Origin of the sequence: Halobacillus seohaensis (genome assembly GCF_042663045.1) — a bacterium.
Lineage (GTDB): Bacteria > Bacillota > Bacilli > Bacillales > Halobacillaceae > Halobacillus_A > Halobacillus_A seohaensis.
The window spans coordinates 264,130-281,311 of record NZ_JBHSZV010000013.1; the positions used below are offsets into that span (position 1 = coordinate 264,130).

The following is a 17,182-nucleotide window of genomic DNA, read 5'->3' on the forward strand; positions in this document are numbered from 1 at the left end:
TTTTAACCAATAAAAAAAAAGCCCGATAAGGCTTTTTAGTCTTCAACTACTAGATTCTTTTCAAAGCGACTTATATCTTTATCTGCTCCAATTACGATCAATATATCACTTTCAAGAATTTGCTCGGTAGCCATAGGTGAAACAATGACCTCTTTTTTACGTTTAATCGCTACCACGTTACATCCATATTCTGCACGAATATCTAGATCAACAAGAGATTGACCACTCATTTTACTACCTGCTTTAACTTCAACAACACTATGATCATCTGAAAGTTCAATATAGTCAAGGATATTATTTGAGATAATATTATGAGCAATTCGTTTCCCCATATCTCTTTCAGGGTGAACGACATGATCCGCCCCAATTTTACTTAATATTTTTTCATGATAATCATTTTGTGCTTTTACCGTGATTGTTTTAATTCCTAATTCCTTTAGCATCAAAGTTGTTAACATGCTAGCTTGGATATTATCTCCGATCGCTACTATGACATGATCAATATTGCGAATTCCTAGTTCTTTAAGAACATTTTCATCGGTAGAATCTGCGATAACAGCATGTGCAGCAATATCTCTATATTCATTTACTTTATCTTCATCTAAATCGAGAGCTAATACTTCCATTCCTTCTCGACTTAACTCTCTACATATACTTCCTCCAAAACGACCTAGACCTATGACTGCAAATTCTTTTTTCATCAGTAATAGCCTCCAAAAACTCAATCAAATGTAACGTTATTTTATCACAGTTTCATAAAGTAAACATTAATAAAAAGTAGAGGAAAGAGGTTTTTATCCCTTTCCTACTTTTTACCTTTTACATAATCTGCGTTAAATAAGAACAAACGCATGAGCAAGATAAGTGATGGAACGAGTAAAAGTAAGCCAGCTATAAATGCGATAACAAGTGTGATTCCCATAGTTTCATTCGTCGCCCCGCTAGTTATAGTCACAAACGGCTGTAGTATATAGGGTAAATGAGACGCTCCGTATCCAAAGAAAGCAGAAAGGAATTGAAGCATAACAGCAATAAAGGCCCATCCATAAAATTTGCCCTGATATACTAGAAATAGGGCAACCATAAAGAAGAAGACTGATAACCCAAATACCCACCACAAACCGATTGCTTTTTCAAAATGTTCAGGATTATGCTGGCTAAGCGCAATAAAAGAAGTTAAGCTGGCTATGATCGTTGGCGAACTCCAAAACAGTGCATATTTTCGCACGAGTTCAAGTGCAGATTGATCATCTGCTCGATTCGCATAATACGTTAGGAACATCGAGCTAATATAAAGTACAGAGACAATCGCTAGAAAAACTACACTCCAAGAGTAAGGGCTCGTTAATAGTTCTGTATATAAAAGTTTTACTCCATTCGATGTTTCTTCTATAAAACCACCTTCAGAGATGGTCAAGGCCGTAGATAACGAAGCTGGAATAAGTAAGCCGGTCGCACCATAAAGAAACATGTATAGGTGATTATTTTTAAAGCCATAGCTCTCAAAAGCATAAAAAGAACCTCGAATGGCAATCAATACAATAGCAATACTTCCAGGTATTAATAGGGCCTGACCATAATAATAAGCAGCATCAGGAAAAAAACCTACAATCCCTACGAAGAAAAACACGAAAAATACATTGGTAACTTCCCAAACTGGTGAAAGATACCGAGAGATTAACTGATTTATAATATGATCTTTTTTAGTGATTTTAGCATAATAGGCAAAAAATCCAGCTCCAAAGTCAACTGAAGCAACGATTAAATAACCGTAGAGGAACAACCAGAGCACTGTAATTCCGATATATTCATAACCCATATGTTAGTCCTCCTCCTTCGTTGCTGCTACTTCAGGGTAACGCTCTTCAAATTCAGCCTCTGCTGGATTATTTTTAAACATTTTCCGAAGAACGAGCAAACACCCTGCCCCCAAAACAAAATAAAGACCACAAAAAAGAATAAACATTAGTCCAACATGATCGGACGTTGTAGCTCCTTCTGCAACCGTCATGATTCCTCTTAAAATCCAAGGTTGACGACCCTCTTCCGCAAAAATCCAGCCAAATTCAATGGCAAGCATAGAGAGAGGGCCTAAGGTTGCAATTCCCCATAACAATAACCTGTTTTCCTCATTCCATTTCTTAACCTTCCAGAATAGCAGAAATAACATCGAGATTCCCAAAACATAAAATCCGATCGAAACCATCAAATCAAACATATAATGAATCCATAGTGGCGGTTGTTCATCAGAAGGCACTTCATTCAAACCTTCTACTTCTGCATTAAAGTCACCGTAGGCCAAAAAGCTAAGCCCCTTCGGTATCGTTATCGCATTTTCAACTTCATTATCTTCATTTAGGGATCCAAAAAGAACGAGGTCGGCCCCAGCTTCTGTTTCAAAATGCCATTCTCCAGCGGCTAATTTCTCCGGCTGATGTTCCGCTAAGAATTTAGCAGACAAGTCACCGGCGATCGCTGTCGCTATAGCAAAAATAAAGGTTGCTGTTACCGTCAGTTTCAGAGCCTTTCTATGATACTCCGATCCTTTTTTCACTAAAATAATCACGGCGGCAATCGTTGCCAGGATAGCTGCCGAAGTTAAATAAGACGAAGCAACAACATGGAATACCTTGGTAGGTGTCGCAGGATTAAACATAGCTGCTAACGGACTGATTTCTGTAACCGTGTTTCCATCCATTTCAAATCCTTGGGGTGTGTTCATAAAAGCATTTACCGTTGTAATAAAGAACGCTGACAATGTCGAACCTATTACAATTGGAATGGATAACAACCAATGATACATAGGATTTTTAAATCGATCCCAAGTGTATAAGTAGATTCCTAGAAAAATAGCTTCAAAAAAGAAAGCAAAGACTTCCATAAAGAGAGGCAAACTAATGACATTACCTGCAACTTGCATAAAGCTAGGCCATAAAAGTGATAATTGCAAACCAATTGCGGTACCGGTTACAACACCGACAGCAATCGTAATCGTCATTCCACGTGTCCACCTTCGTGCAAGTAAAGTCAAATGTGAATCTTTCTTTTTAATACCAATAAATTCAGCTATTGAGATCATGATTGGAATTCCAACACCAACTGTAGCAAAAATAACATGAAATGCTAAAGTTAAAGAGGTGAGCAATCGACTCATGGTGACGCTATCTTCAAAAAACATATCTATTCCCCCTGGAACTTCTATAACTAATCCTTCTTCTCGTAGTATAAATTATGAAAGCGATTCATAGTTGGATGGTTGATGACTTTTTTGTGACAAACTTCACAAACAACTTGTATCTATATCTTACAAGACAACTATTCGTTTGTCTAAATTTTAGATTTTTTGTTAGTTAACAATACCCAATACTAATAAGTATTAGACATGTGCGGACAAAAAAGCACAATAATCACACATAAAAATGCCCGCATAACTAGTTCATTATGCGGGCATTCTATGCAAAATCTAAATAGCATCTAACATCTGAAACTGAGCTTTAACTAACTCAAAGTATTCACCCTTTTGATCCATTAATTCATCATGAGAACCATATTCCAAAATCTCGCCTTGTTCGAGAACATAAATCGTATCCGCTTCACGAATCGTTGATAATCTGTGAGCGATAATGATTGCTGTTCGTCCTTTTAATAAGCGACGAAGAGCTTCCTGGATTCTCATTTCCGTTTCAGTATCAATACTTGCTGTTGCTTCATCCAAAATAAGAATACGAGGATTTGCTAGAAGAGCTCTTGCGAACGAAAGCAGCTGTCGTTCGCCCGCTGAAAGGATATTGCCCCTCTCTTCTACTTCCGTTTGATATCCTTCTTTTAATCGCTTGATAAAGTCGTCGGCTCCGACAACTTTAGCCGATTCTATCACTTCTTCATCAGAAGCTGTTGGACGTCCAAATCGAATATTCTCCATGATTGTTCCTGAGAAAATAAATGTATCTTGGAGAACGACACTAATTTGCTGGCGAACACTATCAATGGTAGCATCTTGTAAATCCACGCCATCAATTTTCACCGCTCCCTTAGTCGGATCATAAAAACGACTGATTAAGTTGGCGATCGTTGATTTTCCTGATCCAGTATGACCCACGAGAGCCACGGTTTCTCCCTGTTTCATTTCTAATTGGATATCATGAAGAGCCATCCGTTTCTCATCATAGGCAAATTGGACGTGATCAAATTCGATATGTCCTCTCATATCTGTTAACTCGATCGCATCTTTACGTTCTTCAACATTTGGCTCTTCATCAAGAAACTCAAAAATTCGTTCTGAAGCTGCCATAGCCATGAGCAATTGATTATACATTTGGCCAAGCCTTGAAATAGGCTCCCAGAACATACCGAGGAAAAAGGCAAAAGATACAAAGGTACCGATCTCTATATCCCCTTGCAAAATGAGGAAAGCACCATAGGAAATCAGAATAACTGTACCTACAGCATTGCTCATTTCTACAAAAGGTCGGAACATGGCACTTTTGCGTGTCGCAACATTCCATGCTTCAAAATTATCTGAGTTCACGCCATCGAAATATTCAGCATTTTCGCGTTCTTGTGAGAAGGATTGGGTAATTCTTACACCTTGTAAGCTTTCATTTAAATGAGAATTTAATTTTGACTGTTGAATACGCACTTGCTGCCACGACCTTCTAATATTCTGACGCAATTTAGTTGAAATGTAGAACATCAACGGCATGATAATTAGAATGGCTAACGCAAGTTTCGTGTTTAAAGCAAACAAAATAACAATAATCCCTGTAAGCATCACAACATCCATAAGTAAGTTAATAATCCCATTTGTAAATAGTTCCTGAAGGGAATTGATATCATTCATAATTCGAACGAGAATCGACCCTGCTGAGCGGGAATCGAAAAACTTATGAGAAAGTCTTTGAACGTGGGAAAATAAATGCTGCCGCAAATCATAAATGACATTTTGTCCTAAGATGTTCACATATTTAATTCTTAACGCATTAGAGACATAACTTAATAAATACATGATCGCGATGCCGACAACTAACTGAATTAATAAATTTGTATTATCATTTTCTATGGCTATATCTATAGCTACCTTACCAATTAAGATAGGCACCACCAAACGCACAATTGTAGCAATGAGCATAGTTATAATTGATATCGGTAATAATGTTTTCCAGTAAGGTTTAACATATTTCAAAAGCCGAACCATTTGAGTCCAGTTAAACGGCTTTTCAATCGCCAGATCTTGCGTATATTTAAATCGATTTAAATGCTTGGTAGTTTCTGGTACGTGTTTTGGTTTACGGGCCATGAGTATCCCTCCTTTACAAGCTATTGGATGAATTCAAGATTTTTTCTTTATCTTGGTATTGAATATCGTAAATTCGTTGATAAGGTCCACCGTTAATCAGTAATTCATCATGCAAACCACGCTCGACTACCGCCCCATCTTCGAGCACTAAAATTTCATCCGCGTGTTTTAAGGATGAGATACGATGAGCAATTATAAATGTTGTTCTGCCTTTCATAACTTCTTGAAGAGCTTTTTGAATTTTAAACTCTGTTTCCATATCAACAGCTGAGGTAGCATCATCTAATACGAGAACAGCTGGGTCAATTAAAATAGCGCGCGCGATTGCAATTCTTTGTTTTTGCCCACCTGATAATCCCATTCCTCTTTCTCCAAGCAAAGTATCGTATCCTTCAGGCATATCCATAATAAAATCATGTGCCTGGGATCTCTTGGCTGCTGCTTGAACGTCCTCAAGAGTAGCATCAGGATTTCCGTATGAAATGTTCTCCTTAATAGAAGTTGAGAATAAAAACGATTCCTGTAAAACAAAACCAATGTTTTTTCTTAATGTTTTTAATCCGTATTGATCAACAGGTTTTCCATCAATTAATACACTCCCCTGTTCAGGTTCATAAAAGCGAGTGATCAATTGAGTAATACTCGTTTTTCCTGAGCCTGTAGAACCAATTAATCCTATCGTTTTCCCTGGAGGGGCATCAAAGCTAATATTCTTCAAGGCCGAATCGTCATCCTCCGTATAAGTTAATGTGACATCGTCAAATACGACATGACCTTCTAAACGGTCTTGTATGATAGCACCCTCTTTTTCCTGAATATCTTCGTGAGCTTCTAAGATTTCCAATAAACGTTCTCCTGAGGCTTTCGATTGAGAAAATAAATTGATAACAAATCCCAAGTTCATTAGAGGTCCAAGAATATACCAGACTAAACTAAAGAAAGCGACAAGTTCGCCTAGCTGTAAAGCATTGTTCATTACGAGGTATCCACCATAAGCTAAAAGTACAACCACTGATACATTACCGATAAACTCCATTAATGGAAAGTAACGTGACCAAATATTTGAAGTATCAATATAATTTTTTCGATAATTTTCACTTTTATCTAAGAAACGACCAACCTCAAAATCTTCACGGGAAAGAGATTTGACTGTATTCATACCACTAATATTCTCTTGCACTCTTGTATTTAATTTTCCAAATGACTTACGAATCTTACGGAACGCCGGGTGAACTTTCCGGTCGAACTTATAAACAACAATTGCTAAGAACGGCATAACCGCCATAGTAATGAGTGCTAGCGGAATTGAGTAATACATCATAACACTTAAACTAATCAAAATGAGAAGTACGATTCTAATCAACTCAGAAAAGCCCATAGCTAAAAAGAATCGAAAGCCTTCTACATCTGCTGTTAATCTAGACATGATATCGCCAGTTTTAGCATTATCATAGTACTTAAATGGCAGTCTTTGGAGCTTTTTGTAAAGTTCGTCTCGTAAAACATATACCGATTTTATCCCAAAGTACTCTCCAAAGTATTGATGGAAATATGTAGCGATGCCTTTTATGATCATAAGAAATATAAAAATGGCACTAATATATGGGATTAAATTATACCTTTCACCCGTTACAACCTCATCAATTGTAACTTGAAGAACCACTGGATAAACAACAGTAATACCTGTAACAAATAGTAATGAGAATAATGACCAAAAGAAAAAGGATTTAAATGGCCAATAAAACGGTTTCAACTTTTTAAAAACATCCAATATGTTTCCCTCCCTTAACTTTTCACGTATGTATTAATATATCGGGTATCGAAATAAATTTCCACCTATTTGACTGATTTTTTTAAAATTCAGGATATAAATGTAAGCGATTTAGTCACAGTTTTATTATGTAAAGCGATAAATTCATTTTATGAGCAGAGATTATAATATATCAGCATTCTTTTTATTTATTTAAAATTTTAAAAAGGTTTCTGATTGAATAAGTAGTTCAGAATAAAAAATAGTCCAGTTAAGGGGTACAAGTTGCGCTTTTGTACTCCAAAACTGAACTACTTATTGATTAATATTGTTTTTATTGTTCGTTTATTTTTGATTGACACCGAGCACGCGATTAACACGCTTACGAAGCATTTTCATGCCGCCGCCACCGGCTTGAAAGTGACGAAGATTACCCTCTTCATCAAATACATAATAGGCAGGTACATATTGATTTTCAAATGCATCTGTCAAAGCATGGTCATTATCAACATAAATAGGTTGGGTAATTCCATGTTCATCCGCTACCTCTTTAATTTGATCAAGGTCTAGATCTTTTTCAGAACGTGGCATATGAACAGCGATGACATTCAAATCATCACTATACTCATCTCTAAATTCATTAACGTTAGGCATTGCTTCTTTACATAGCCCACAACTTACTGACCAGAAGTGGATGAGTGTCGGTTTGCCACCAATAATATCATCTTTTGTAAGAGCATCACTATTGTACCATTTAGTTGCTTCCGGCAACTCTGGCATCGGTGTTCTTAGTTTCATCTGACTTTCCCCCTTTAAAATTACAGTACAATGGAAAAAAAGGTCTAACACAATGGTTAGACCAATTTAGATATAAACTTACAGTGTTTCTTGACCTGGCTTCCAGTTTGCTGGACAAAGTCCACCAGTTTGTAGTGCTTGAAGTACGCGTAGTGTTTCATCAACATCACGGCCAATGTTATTGTGGTTAACTACTTGATACTGTAGTTCACCTTCAGGGCTAACGATAAATAGGCCACGAAGAGCTACACCCTCATCCTCTACTAGCACACCATAGTCTGTTGCTACTTGGTGGTTCGTATCCGCAGCTAGTGAATACTCAAGATCCCCTAGCCCATTATCTTCACGAGACGTGTTGATCCAAGCTAAGTGCGTGTGAATAGTGTCTGTTGAAACACCAACAACTTCAGCATCTAGATCTTCGAATTCATCGAAACGATCGGATAGAGCAGTGATTTCAGTTGGACATACAAATGTGAAATCCATTGGATAAAAGAATAGCACGGTCCATTTATCATTTTTCATATTTTCTTCAAGTGAAACTTTTCCAAATTCCTTGTTAGGAAGCACCGCATCCATTTCAAAGCGCGGAGCTTGTTTTGCTACCATACGTTCTGCCATTAAGAATCCCTCCATATGTTTAGTAACATTGTTCAACAATCACAGACAATAGTATAACTAGAGATGAGATTGTAGTCAATATTTAATAACATTTAATATAATCTAGCTGAGATCTATGTTCAATAGAAAGATTTACATACTATTTAATATAGGCATCTCTACTGTTCATTAAACATGATTCAGTAGTTAATGTAAATTTATATGCTTTTTCATCCGACAAATACAGACAGTAAACCTCAATTCATTGAAAATGTATGTCAAATTCCGCTATGATAAATAAGAATACATTGCTGGAAGGAGTTTGTTTATGAATTTGTTTGAAGAAGGGTTTGAGTTCAACCCTTCTATATTGGTTGAATGGTTAATTACTGGAGGATTAAGAATCCTCGTTATTCTCGTAGCATTTTCTATTATTGGCCCTCTAGGTAAAAAAGCAATTCGTGTTGCCCTTCATAAAATGGGAAAACAGCGAAAATTATCAGAAGGGCGAACAAAAACTTTAGAAAAGTTATCTGTGAATGTATTTTCGTATGTAATGCTTTTTGTATTAATCATCATGTTGCTTAGTGCTGTGAATATTAATATAGGACCACTTCTTGCTGGTGCAGGTATTTTAGGATTAGCTATTGGTTTTGGTGCTCAAGGTTTAGTTTCAGACATTGTGACAGGCTTCTTTATCCTTCTTGAGCGTCAAGTTGAAGTAGATGATTATGTGACTGCAGGTGGTTATGGTGGAATTGTAGAAGAAGTTGGGATCAGAACAACCAAAATCAGAAGTTTTGATGGTACATTAAACTTCATACCAAATAGAAATATCGAAGGAATTAGCAACCATTCTCGAGGAAATATGCGAGCACTTGTTGATATCGGTATTGCTTATGACGAGAACATTGATCAGGCCTTAGAAGTTCTTAAAAGTGTTGCTGATGATTTTTCTGCGGACCCTCGCTTTAAAGAAGGCCCCGATGTCCTAGGAGTTCAAAGTTTAGAAAGTTCAGATGTTGTGATTAGAATTTTAGGTAAAACAGAAAATATGGAACAGTGGGGAGTCGAACGTGATCTAAGAAAAGCTATGAAAGAAGCTCTAGATGAAGCAGAGATTGAAATTCCTTTTCCCCACCAAGTATATATTGAGAAGAAAGAAAGTTAACAAACAGCCCGGATTTCATATTCCGGGCTGTTTTTATAGCCATGCTTCAACTTTGCGAATGGTACCTCTGTCCATATCGACCACCTTAAAGTTGATTTCATAATTTTCAATCACTGTTCCCTCTTTTGCATCGACATCATTCATATAGATCCATCCAGATATCGTATCTACATCATGATTAGACAACTTAAGATCAAAGTAGTCATTTAAGTCTTGAATCGAAGTCTTTCCTTCTATTAAAAAGTGGCCATTTTTCAAACGTTTAATTTCACGCTCTTCTTCGTGATCATACTCATCACGAATTTCTCCTACAATTTCCTCTAGTATGTCTTCAATCGTTACTAAACCAGAAGTTCCCCCATATTCATCAATTAAGATTGCTAAATGAGTTCGCTCTTTTTGCATTCGTACTAAAAGGTCCTGGATGGGTATATTTTCGAAAACCTTAACAACCGTTCGTATATAAGGTTTTAATACCCCAATTTTCTCTACATCATCATAGAAAAATTCTTTCATATGGATGACACCTAGCACATGATCTTTATCGTTATCAATCACAGGATACCTTGTGTAACGATTCTGTTTCATTGTACGCAAATTATTTTTCATAGAATCATTCGTATCAAGCGCTACCATTTCCGTTCTTGGAACCATGATTTCTTTTGCCAATCGATTATCAAATTCAAATATCCGATCGACATACGTATATTCATTGCGATTGATTTCCCCCTCTTTATAACTTTGATTCATGATATACCTTAATTCTTCTTCTGAATGAACTTCTCCAGCCTCTTTAGCTGTGGCTAAACCGAACATTCGGACAAGGGCATTGGCAGAACCATTAAGGACAAAGATGAAAGGATACATGACCTTATGAAAAAATATCAAGGGACGTGCGACTAGCAATGTTATTCCTACTGCTTTCTGTATGGCTACTGTTTTAGGTGCCAACTCACCTAAAACCACATGTAAAAATGTAATTATGGAAAAAGCTATAGCAAACGAAAGAGTGTGACTTATTGCACTAGGAAGCCCTAAATTTCCTATAACTGGCTGTAAAAGTCGATCAATCGTTGGCTCTCCTAACCATCCAAGTCCTAAGGCAGTTATCGTAATGCCTAATTGACATGCGGATAAATAGTCATCAAGGTTGTCAATTAACGATATAGCAACCTTTGCTTTTTTATCTCCACGATCTGCTTGTGCTTCAAGTTTACTGCGCCGAACTTTTACAATCGCAAATTCACTAGCAACAAAAAAAGCAGTCAATATAATTAAAGCTACAACAGCTAACAATTTAATAGTCGTTTCCATTGATTCACTCCCTGTGTCAGAGAAGTTCCCAAACGTATAGTAAAATCCTATAGTTTGTAACTATAGGATTTTGTCATTTATCGATTTGAAGTTATTATAAACTGATTCATCATAACTATACAGGAAGTAATGCGCTCTACAAATCTTTTAGCCCTTGAATGACGAGCTTTGAACCAACATCCAACGCTTCTTCATCGGGTGATAACTGGGACTGATGCAATCCTGCTTTCGAGTTTACCCCAAGCCAGAACATAAACCCGGGAATTTCTTTTAACATATAACCAAAGTCTTCTCCTGTCATCGCAGGGTTCGCTTCTCGATAATCAATATTCAACTTCTCAGTAATTTGTGAAAAATGCCGGACTAAATTCTCATCATTTTCAACTTGATAATAGTTTGATCCGTAATCAATAGAAACCTTGCAATCATTAGAAATTTCCATTCCACGTACAACTTTTTCGATTTCTTTTTTTACTTCAATCATTGCTTGGGGAGACATGGTTCGGATAGTCCCTTCCAACCTTGCTTGTTCAGCAATGATATTTTGTACAGTACCTCCCGTAATTTTCCCTATAGTAATAACAGCACTATCCAGTGGATCAACTCTTCTTGCTACGATTTGTTGAAACTGGGTCACTAAAGAACTAGCCGCCACTACCATATCCTTTGTATGATGAGGATAGGCAGCATGACCTCCTTTGCCAACAAGGTCAATAAATAACTCACTAGTGTTAGCAAATAACAATCCTGGTCTTGAGGATACGGTGCCAACAGGGAGATCTGGTGCCACGTGTAACGCAAATACAACATCTGGCTTCCAGTTCTTCATAACGTCCGATGCTAGCATCGGTTCAGCTCCGCCTGGACCTTCTTCCGCCGGTTGGAAAAGAAAAACTACATGATTGTCTGCTGGTTGGTGAGCTAAAGCCTCTAATGCTGCCAAAGCAATTGTCATATGAAAGTCATGGCCACATGCATGCATCTGCCCTTCATGTGTAGAAGAAAATGGCAGTCCCGTTGTTTCGGTCAAAGGAAGCCCATCCATATCAGCACGATAACCGACTGTTTTTTTCGGGTTCTGACCGGCTACGTGTACAAAAACCCCCGTTTTCCATGTTTCAAATGTTACATATTCCTGTGGTAATTGTTGAATAAAGTCAAGCAAATATTTTTGAGTCTTCACTTCCTTAAAACCTAATTCCGGGATTTGGTGGAGATCTCTTCTAATTTTAGTTAGTTGTTCAGTGTTCATACTTTTCCTCCATTGTAAATAAAGACCTTGCACAATAAGCAAGGTCTTCTAAAATTAATTATCAAGTTTTCTTAATTCTTGTCTAATTTCTGTTTTTGATTTAGTTTGGTCATCAATCTCTTTAATCACTCGTGCTGGAGTGCCAGCAACTAGTGTATTCGCTGGTACATCTTCTGTAACGATTGCTCCAGCTGCAACAACGGCCCCTTCACCTACAGTTACTCCTTCAAGGATAACTGCATTAGCACCAATGACTACGCCATCTTCCACAACGACTGGCTGAGCGGAAGGCGGTTCAATAACACCAGCTAGTACAGCACCTGCACCAATGTGGCAGTTTTTACCTACTGTTGCACGTCCGCCCATTACAACGTTCATGTCAATCATGGTACCTTCACCAACAACGGATCCGATATTAATGCTTGCACCTAGCATAATTACCGCACCATCACCAATTTCAACTTGATCACGGATAATGGCACCAGGTTCAATTCGTGCATTTACTTTCTTAAGGTCAAGCATTGGGATAGCAGAGTTTCTACGGTCATTTTCAAGTACATAATCTTCAATTTGTGTGCTGTACTTTTCAAGTAGGGGCTCAACAACCTTCCACTCACCAAAGATTACGCCAGTATTTCCAGTAATAAAGTCTTGAACTTGTTCACCAAAATCAATGGATGAAAGGTCCTCCCCCTTTATATAGACTTTTACAGGTGTAGACTTTTCACTATTTGAAATAAACGAGATAATCTCATTTGCATCCATTTGTTTCATATGTATCCTCCTTTGTATTGTTACTATTTCATTCTTTACTTTATCAAAGCATGTAATTTGTGACAAGAATTTTAAATTTAAGTTTTCTTAGGAAGTCTAATGATCAGCAATAAACTGACGATCGCCAACAATAATAAACTTATGTAAACAAAATTCAAACCACTTGTCAGACCATCCCTTAACACTTGTAATGTCTGTGGATTTAGTTCGGAGCGAGTGGTCTCTTTTAATAATAGGTTCATAGAATCAATGGTGAATTCTTCATCCATTCCCTGTTCTTCTAATGTAGATTGAATCGTAGTGTTTAAGATTCCACCCAAAATCGCAGCACCAAGAGCACTGCCCAACGTTCGCATAAACATATTCGTTGCTGTAGCAATTCCCCTCGACTTCCAATCTACAGAATTCTGAATGGAAACAATAAACGAAGTCGTCGTCAGTCCCATGCCAATACCGATAAGAAGCGATCCCATCGCAGCAAACAACGGTCCCTTTTCAGGTGATAATAATGAAAAAACGATGGCTCCAATAATAAGCGCACATCCACCTAGAATTGATGTGAATCGAGAACCTGTTTTTAAAAGTAAGCGGCCAGCCACAGTTGCAGCAATCGGCCAGCCAATCGACATCGTAGTTAATGTAAAACCAGCAACGGTAGCTGATTGCTCCATCACACCTTGTACAAATGCTGGTAAGTAACTAGAAACACCTATCAATATCATACCTGTCGTTAACGACGTCAAATTAGCATATTTAATTGATCGATTCTTCCAAATATGAAAAGGCATCATAGGAGCGTCTGCCTGTTTTTCAACAGAAATAAAAAGAAAGAAACTAATACTTGCAATTAAAGAAAGAACTAGCATTTCAACAGACAACCAAGGAAATCCTACGCCTCCCTCTACTAAAATTACCATAAGTAGACTCACAGATATCATGATAAACAAGGAACCTTTTACATCAAGTTTTTCTTTTTCCTTCGTTACATCTTCCCTAAAGAAAATAAGGATTCCACTTAATGCTAGTAACCCTAAAGGAATATTCATCCAAAATACAAAAGGCCAGCTTAGCACATCTACAAAAAATCCACCTAACAAAGGTCCAGAAACTGCAGAAATACCCCAGACACTAGATAAATACCCTTGTATTTTAGCTCGTTCTTCTTTTGAATAAATGTCACCAACTATAGTAGTGGCAATAGGCATTAATGCGCCAGCACCAAATCCTTGCACAAACCTGGCAATGATCAATATCATCATACTGTCAGCCAAGGCTGCGATTACAGAGCCTATTAGAAACAAACTAATTCCTAACACAAATATAGGTTTACGCCCATAAATATCTGATAATTTTCCAAACAATAGGACAGTAGAAGCATTCGTTAATAAATACGCGGAAAAAACCCAGCTGTATAAACTAAACCCACCTAAATCGGCTACAATAGTTGGCATCGCTGTAGACACAATGGTCGCTTCAATCGCTGCTAAAAACATAGCTAACATTATTGAAGCTAATACAAGTCCACGATTCACTCCCACACCTCCAATCAAAAGGAAAGCAATCTTAACTATTTTCACAAAATAAATGGCGCCCATATAGGCGCCGCTCATTCGTCTATCATTTACTTATTCGTCTCTATTATGCTCTCTTCAATGTCTCATGATAATGTTTGCTAAATTGTTTTAGAATCGTCCGTCTTGTGATGATTCCATCAAATTCTTCATCATCATTTGTCACACAAATAAATGGGTGATCAATTAGCTTGTGCAAAGCGTCAATCATCGTATGATCTTTTTTCAAACAAGGTACATTTTGGTTCATAGCTTGATCAACAGTCAGATCGTTTAGCTTATCTAACTCAAATTGCTCAATACCTAGGGTCTCTTCTAAGATCATCGTTTTGCTGATTACACCTTGGAACTTGTACGTTGAATCTAGTACGGGTACAGCAGAGTACCCTGTTTTAAGCAAAACGAGCAACGCATGATCTAACGGATTTCCGACTTGCACATGTGCCACTTTCTCTGACGGAATCATGAGCTCTTCTACCATTGGGAAATTCACTTCATTACTTTGTACACTTATCATAGTACATCCACACTCCTTTGATCTTCCTAACTGAAGGAGCAAAAGAAACGCTCTACACGTACAATATTATCCTAACATAAATTACTTCAACAAACGAATGAGATTTATACTTTTTCAAGAGAGATTTTAGTCCTATTTATGATTCTTCTCCCCTGATGTTTTGCACTTTCAAACACATCATAAGGTCTTTTCTTTATAAAAAGATAAATCAGGTTTATAATAAAACAAATGCCAAGTTTGGGGCTGATGTTTTCAATGATGACACACACATTTTCAAAACGAGAAGAGATTGCTAATGCGATTACACACGGAATAGGTGCGATCCTCAGTGTTGCTATGTTAGTTCTCCTCATCGTTTACGCAAGTTTACAAGGAAGTGCTTGGCATATAGTTGCTGCAAGTATTTATGGAGTTACAATGCTTTTGCTTTACGTATCCTCTACACTCGTTCACAGTTTTCCTCCTGGGAAGGCAAAGGACTTGTTTGAGATTTTTGATCACTCAGCTATTTACTTGTTCATTGCAGGTACTTACACCCCTATGCTTTTAATTCCACTCAGAGGTACTTTAGGCTGGACATTATTTGGCATTGTGTGGGGTATAGCCATTCTCGGTATTTTATTTAAGGTTTTCTTTGTGAAGCGTTTTGTTCTTTTATCAACCATCTTTTATTTACTCATGGGTTGGCTCATTATATTAGCATGGGGTCCTTTAACAGCTGAGATTCCTGCAGCAGGTATTACTTATCTCATAGTCGGAGGAGTCATGTACTCGATCGGATCGATTTTTTACGTATGGAGAAGTTTTACCTACCATCATATGGTTTGGCATCTATTTGTCCTCGGAGGCTCTATTTTTCACTTCTTCACAATTTTCTTTTACATCATATAGTAAAGAAGTCGCTTTTTTTGATAAGTAACAACACAGCAATGAATTAGTAGATCAAATCACATATGATTTGGTCTCTTATTTTCCCCTTATATATCAATGGTTATGGGATAATAACACTTGAGTTATCATACAAAAATCACCACCCAAATATCAGAATGACAATAGCTGATGTCAACGTGCTAATTACTATGTTACTAGGTATGAGACTCGATTCCGAGATCATGAGGGTTCGTTACCGTATAAGGGATAGGGGTGGCTTTGAAACAACTCGCTTTCCTGCGGGGGAACGGGCTAAGCCTCCTCGGTCGTTGACACTCCCTGTGGGGTCTCGCCTAGCTCCTTCTCGAGGCCACTGAAAAAGTCCGGTAAATTTTAAGAAAAGCAAATCCCTAAAAATTCCATCCCCACTTTCGGTTTATAAATTAGGGATAAATTGGACTTAATACTCCACTATTACTAGAAAAACAACGTGATTTTGGGATAGTGTTTTTCCAAAAAGTTCATTATTAATAGAAAAGGACTTTTTCAGTGGCCTCCTCCTTCTCCCGCGGGAGTCTCGTCGTTTCAAAGCCACCCCATTCGTCATGGAAATGAACGAACCACGGCAAAGGAGAATGCGTCTTACCAATGCTATAGAATTGAAATGTTCATGCAGAGCTTGTTTAGAGATCGAGGTCTTGAATTGATAGGATATAGCGCTATATAAATGATGTAAGCTTTTCCTCCCCGGAGTCTTTTAACAGTGTACAGAGACTTCAGAACGTTTCAGGCTTGAATATTACTGGAATGCTTCAAAAAGCCGGTTTCTTTAGCTGTTTGCCTTACAAAATTCCGGCCAAATGTGTTGCTTTTGATTCATAAAATCATCCTTCTCTAGAAATTTCTTCAGTGAAGGATAACGTTTATAAAAAGGATTGCGAAAATGTTGAGCTTATCTTGACGGGTATGCGTCATTTCCCCGCCCCCCTTCATGAAAAAGAAGTACGGAACATCAACGAATCTTAGAAGTCTGCACGTAGCCATGATATAACAGCATGTTTATCCTCTGTTTTCATTATGGAGGAAAGCCTCCTATTAGGGTCCGTTCATGAAAAATAAAGCAGGGAGGGCAGGGAAAACAGGGAGACTCCTGCGGGAAAAGCGGACTAGACGAGACCCCGTAGAGGAAGCTCGGAGGCTTGGCGTCTGCCCGCGGAAAGCGAGCTGTTTTCCCTCCCCTCCCAAACTCCATACGGCAAACGGACCTTC

The 17,182-nt window shown here is 37.7% G+C and carries 14 protein-coding genes and 1 pseudogene; 2 read left to right on the forward strand and 13 right to left on the reverse strand.

The annotated features are described in order from the left end of the window. Positions 1–35: 35 nt before the first annotated feature. The 7 genes from ACFQIC_RS05780 to ACFQIC_RS05810 all read right to left on the reverse strand — a co-directional run bounded on the left by ACFQIC_RS05780 (position 36) and on the right by ACFQIC_RS05810 (position 8,465). Complete coding sequence (locus ACFQIC_RS05780; protein WP_204707964.1) at positions 36–701, reverse strand: potassium channel family protein; 666 nt, start codon at positions 699–701, stop codon at positions 36–38. Positions 702–805: 104 nt separating this feature from the next. After that, positions 806–1,819 (reverse strand): cytochrome d ubiquinol oxidase subunit II, encoded by a 1,014-nt coding sequence (locus tag ACFQIC_RS05785; RefSeq protein WP_204707965.1) that lies wholly within the window; start codon positions 1,817–1,819, stop codon positions 806–808. Positions 1,820–1,822: 3 nt separating this feature from the next. Next, positions 1,823–3,178 (reverse strand): cytochrome ubiquinol oxidase subunit I, encoded by a 1,356-nt coding sequence (locus tag ACFQIC_RS05790; RefSeq protein WP_204707966.1) that lies wholly within the window; start codon positions 3,176–3,178, stop codon positions 1,823–1,825. 285 nt (positions 3,179–3,463) lie between these two features. Then, positions 3,464–5,296 carry an ABC transporter ATP-binding protein gene (locus ACFQIC_RS05795; protein ID WP_204707967.1) on the reverse strand — a complete coding sequence of 611 codons (1,833 nt, stop codon included), beginning with the start codon at positions 5,294–5,296 and terminating at the stop codon, positions 3,464–3,466. 13 nt (positions 5,297–5,309) lie between these two features. Next, positions 5,310–7,067: an ABC transporter ATP-binding protein gene (locus ACFQIC_RS05800; RefSeq protein WP_204707968.1), complete on the reverse strand. Its 1,758-nt coding sequence runs from the start codon at positions 7,065–7,067 to the stop codon at positions 5,310–5,312. 324 nt (positions 7,068–7,391) lie between these two features. Then, entirely contained in the window at positions 7,392–7,844 is a 453-nt protein-coding gene (locus ACFQIC_RS05805; protein WP_204707969.1) for a TlpA disulfide reductase family protein, read from the reverse strand. A gap of 78 nt (positions 7,845–7,922) precedes the next feature. After that, entirely contained in the window at positions 7,923–8,465 is a 543-nt protein-coding gene (locus ACFQIC_RS05810; RefSeq protein ID WP_204707970.1) for a peroxiredoxin, read from the reverse strand. A 307-nt stretch (positions 8,466–8,772) separates the two neighbouring features. Here ACFQIC_RS05810 and ACFQIC_RS05815 point away from each other — a divergent pair, with 307 nt between their 5' ends. Further along, on the forward strand, positions 8,773–9,615 hold the full coding sequence (locus tag ACFQIC_RS05815) for a mechanosensitive ion channel family protein (RefSeq protein ID WP_204707971.1): 843 nt from the start codon (positions 8,773–8,775) through the stop codon (positions 9,613–9,615). Positions 9,616–9,648: 33 nt separating this feature from the next. Here the strand turns inward: ACFQIC_RS05815 and ACFQIC_RS05820 are convergent, their stop codons facing one another. The 5 genes from ACFQIC_RS05820 to cbpB form a co-directional block, all read right to left on the reverse strand. After that, positions 9,649–10,929, reverse strand: coding sequence for a hemolysin family protein (locus ACFQIC_RS05820; protein WP_204707972.1), 1,281 nt, complete (start codon positions 10,927–10,929; stop codon positions 9,649–9,651). A 136-nt stretch (positions 10,930–11,065) separates the two neighbouring features. Next, the gene (locus ACFQIC_RS05825; protein ID WP_204707973.1) at positions 11,066–12,181 is read right to left on the reverse strand and encodes an N-acetyldiaminopimelate deacetylase; all 1,116 of its coding nucleotides are present in this window, start codon (positions 12,179–12,181) and stop codon (positions 11,066–11,068) included. A gap of 54 nt (positions 12,182–12,235) precedes the next feature. Further along, a complete protein-coding gene (gene dapD, locus ACFQIC_RS05830) occupies positions 12,236–12,955 on the reverse strand; it encodes a 2,3,4,5-tetrahydropyridine-2,6-dicarboxylate N-acetyltransferase (protein WP_204707974.1) in 720 nt (239 codons plus the stop codon). 77 nt (positions 12,956–13,032) lie between these two features. Beyond that, a complete protein-coding gene (locus tag ACFQIC_RS05835; RefSeq protein WP_390216993.1) occupies positions 13,033–14,457 on the reverse strand; it encodes an MDR family MFS transporter in 1,425 nt (474 codons plus the stop codon). A 136-nt stretch (positions 14,458–14,593) separates the two neighbouring features. Further along, entirely contained in the window at positions 14,594–15,043 is a 450-nt protein-coding gene (gene cbpB / locus ACFQIC_RS05840) for a cyclic-di-AMP-binding protein CbpB (RefSeq protein WP_204707976.1), read from the reverse strand. Positions 15,044–15,298: 255 nt separating this feature from the next. Between cbpB and trhA the strand changes: the two genes are divergently transcribed. Next, a complete protein-coding gene (gene trhA, locus ACFQIC_RS05845; protein ID WP_204707977.1) occupies positions 15,299–15,934 on the forward strand; it encodes a PAQR family membrane homeostasis protein TrhA in 636 nt (211 codons plus the stop codon). Positions 15,935–16,559: 625 nt separating this feature from the next. On the opposite strand, the pseudogene ACFQIC_RS05850 reads toward trhA, so the two are convergent. Next, positions 16,560–16,762: pseudogene (locus ACFQIC_RS05850) on the reverse strand (IS4-like element ISHaha1 family transposase); the annotation flags it as partial. Positions 16,763–17,182 lie beyond the last annotated feature (420 nt).

Coding starts and splice junctions, on each gene's coding strand:
- ACFQIC_RS05780 (WP_204707964.1), bottom strand. CDS start 701: ATGAAAAAAGAATTTGCAGTCATAGGTCTAGGTCGTTTTGGAGGAAGT.
- ACFQIC_RS05785 (WP_204707965.1), bottom strand. CDS start 1,819: ATGGGTTATGAATATATCGGAATTACAGTGCTCTGGTTGTTCCTCTAC.
- ACFQIC_RS05790 (WP_204707966.1), bottom strand. CDS start 3,178: ATGTTTTTTGAAGATAGCGTCACCATGAGTCGATTGCTCACCTCTTTA.
- ACFQIC_RS05795 (WP_204707967.1), bottom strand. CDS start 5,296: ATGGCCCGTAAACCAAAACACGTACCAGAAACTACCAAGCATTTAAAT.
- ACFQIC_RS05805 (WP_204707969.1), bottom strand. CDS start 7,844: ATGAAACTAAGAACACCGATGCCAGAGTTGCCGGAAGCAACTAAATGG.
- ACFQIC_RS05810 (WP_204707970.1), bottom strand. CDS start 8,465: ATGGCAGAACGTATGGTAGCAAAACAAGCTCCGCGCTTTGAAATGGAT.
- ACFQIC_RS05815 (WP_204707971.1), top strand. CDS start 8,773: ATGAATTTGTTTGAAGAAGGGTTTGAGTTCAACCCTTCTATATTGGTT.
- ACFQIC_RS05820 (WP_204707972.1), bottom strand. CDS start 10,929: ATGGAAACGACTATTAAATTGTTAGCTGTTGTAGCTTTAATTATATTG.
- ACFQIC_RS05825 (WP_204707973.1), bottom strand. CDS start 12,181: ATGAACACTGAACAACTAACTAAAATTAGAAGAGATCTCCACCAAATC.
- dapD (WP_204707974.1), bottom strand. CDS start 12,955: ATGAAACAAATGGATGCAAATGAGATTATCTCGTTTATTTCAAATAGT.
- ACFQIC_RS05835 (WP_390216993.1), bottom strand. CDS start 14,457: ATGTTAGCTATGTTTTTAGCAGCGATTGAAGCGACCATTGTGTCTACA.
- cbpB (WP_204707976.1), bottom strand. CDS start 15,043: ATGATAAGTGTACAAAGTAATGAAGTGAATTTCCCAATGGTAGAAGAG.
- trhA (WP_204707977.1), top strand. CDS start 15,299: ATGATGACACACACATTTTCAAAACGAGAAGAGATTGCTAATGCGATT.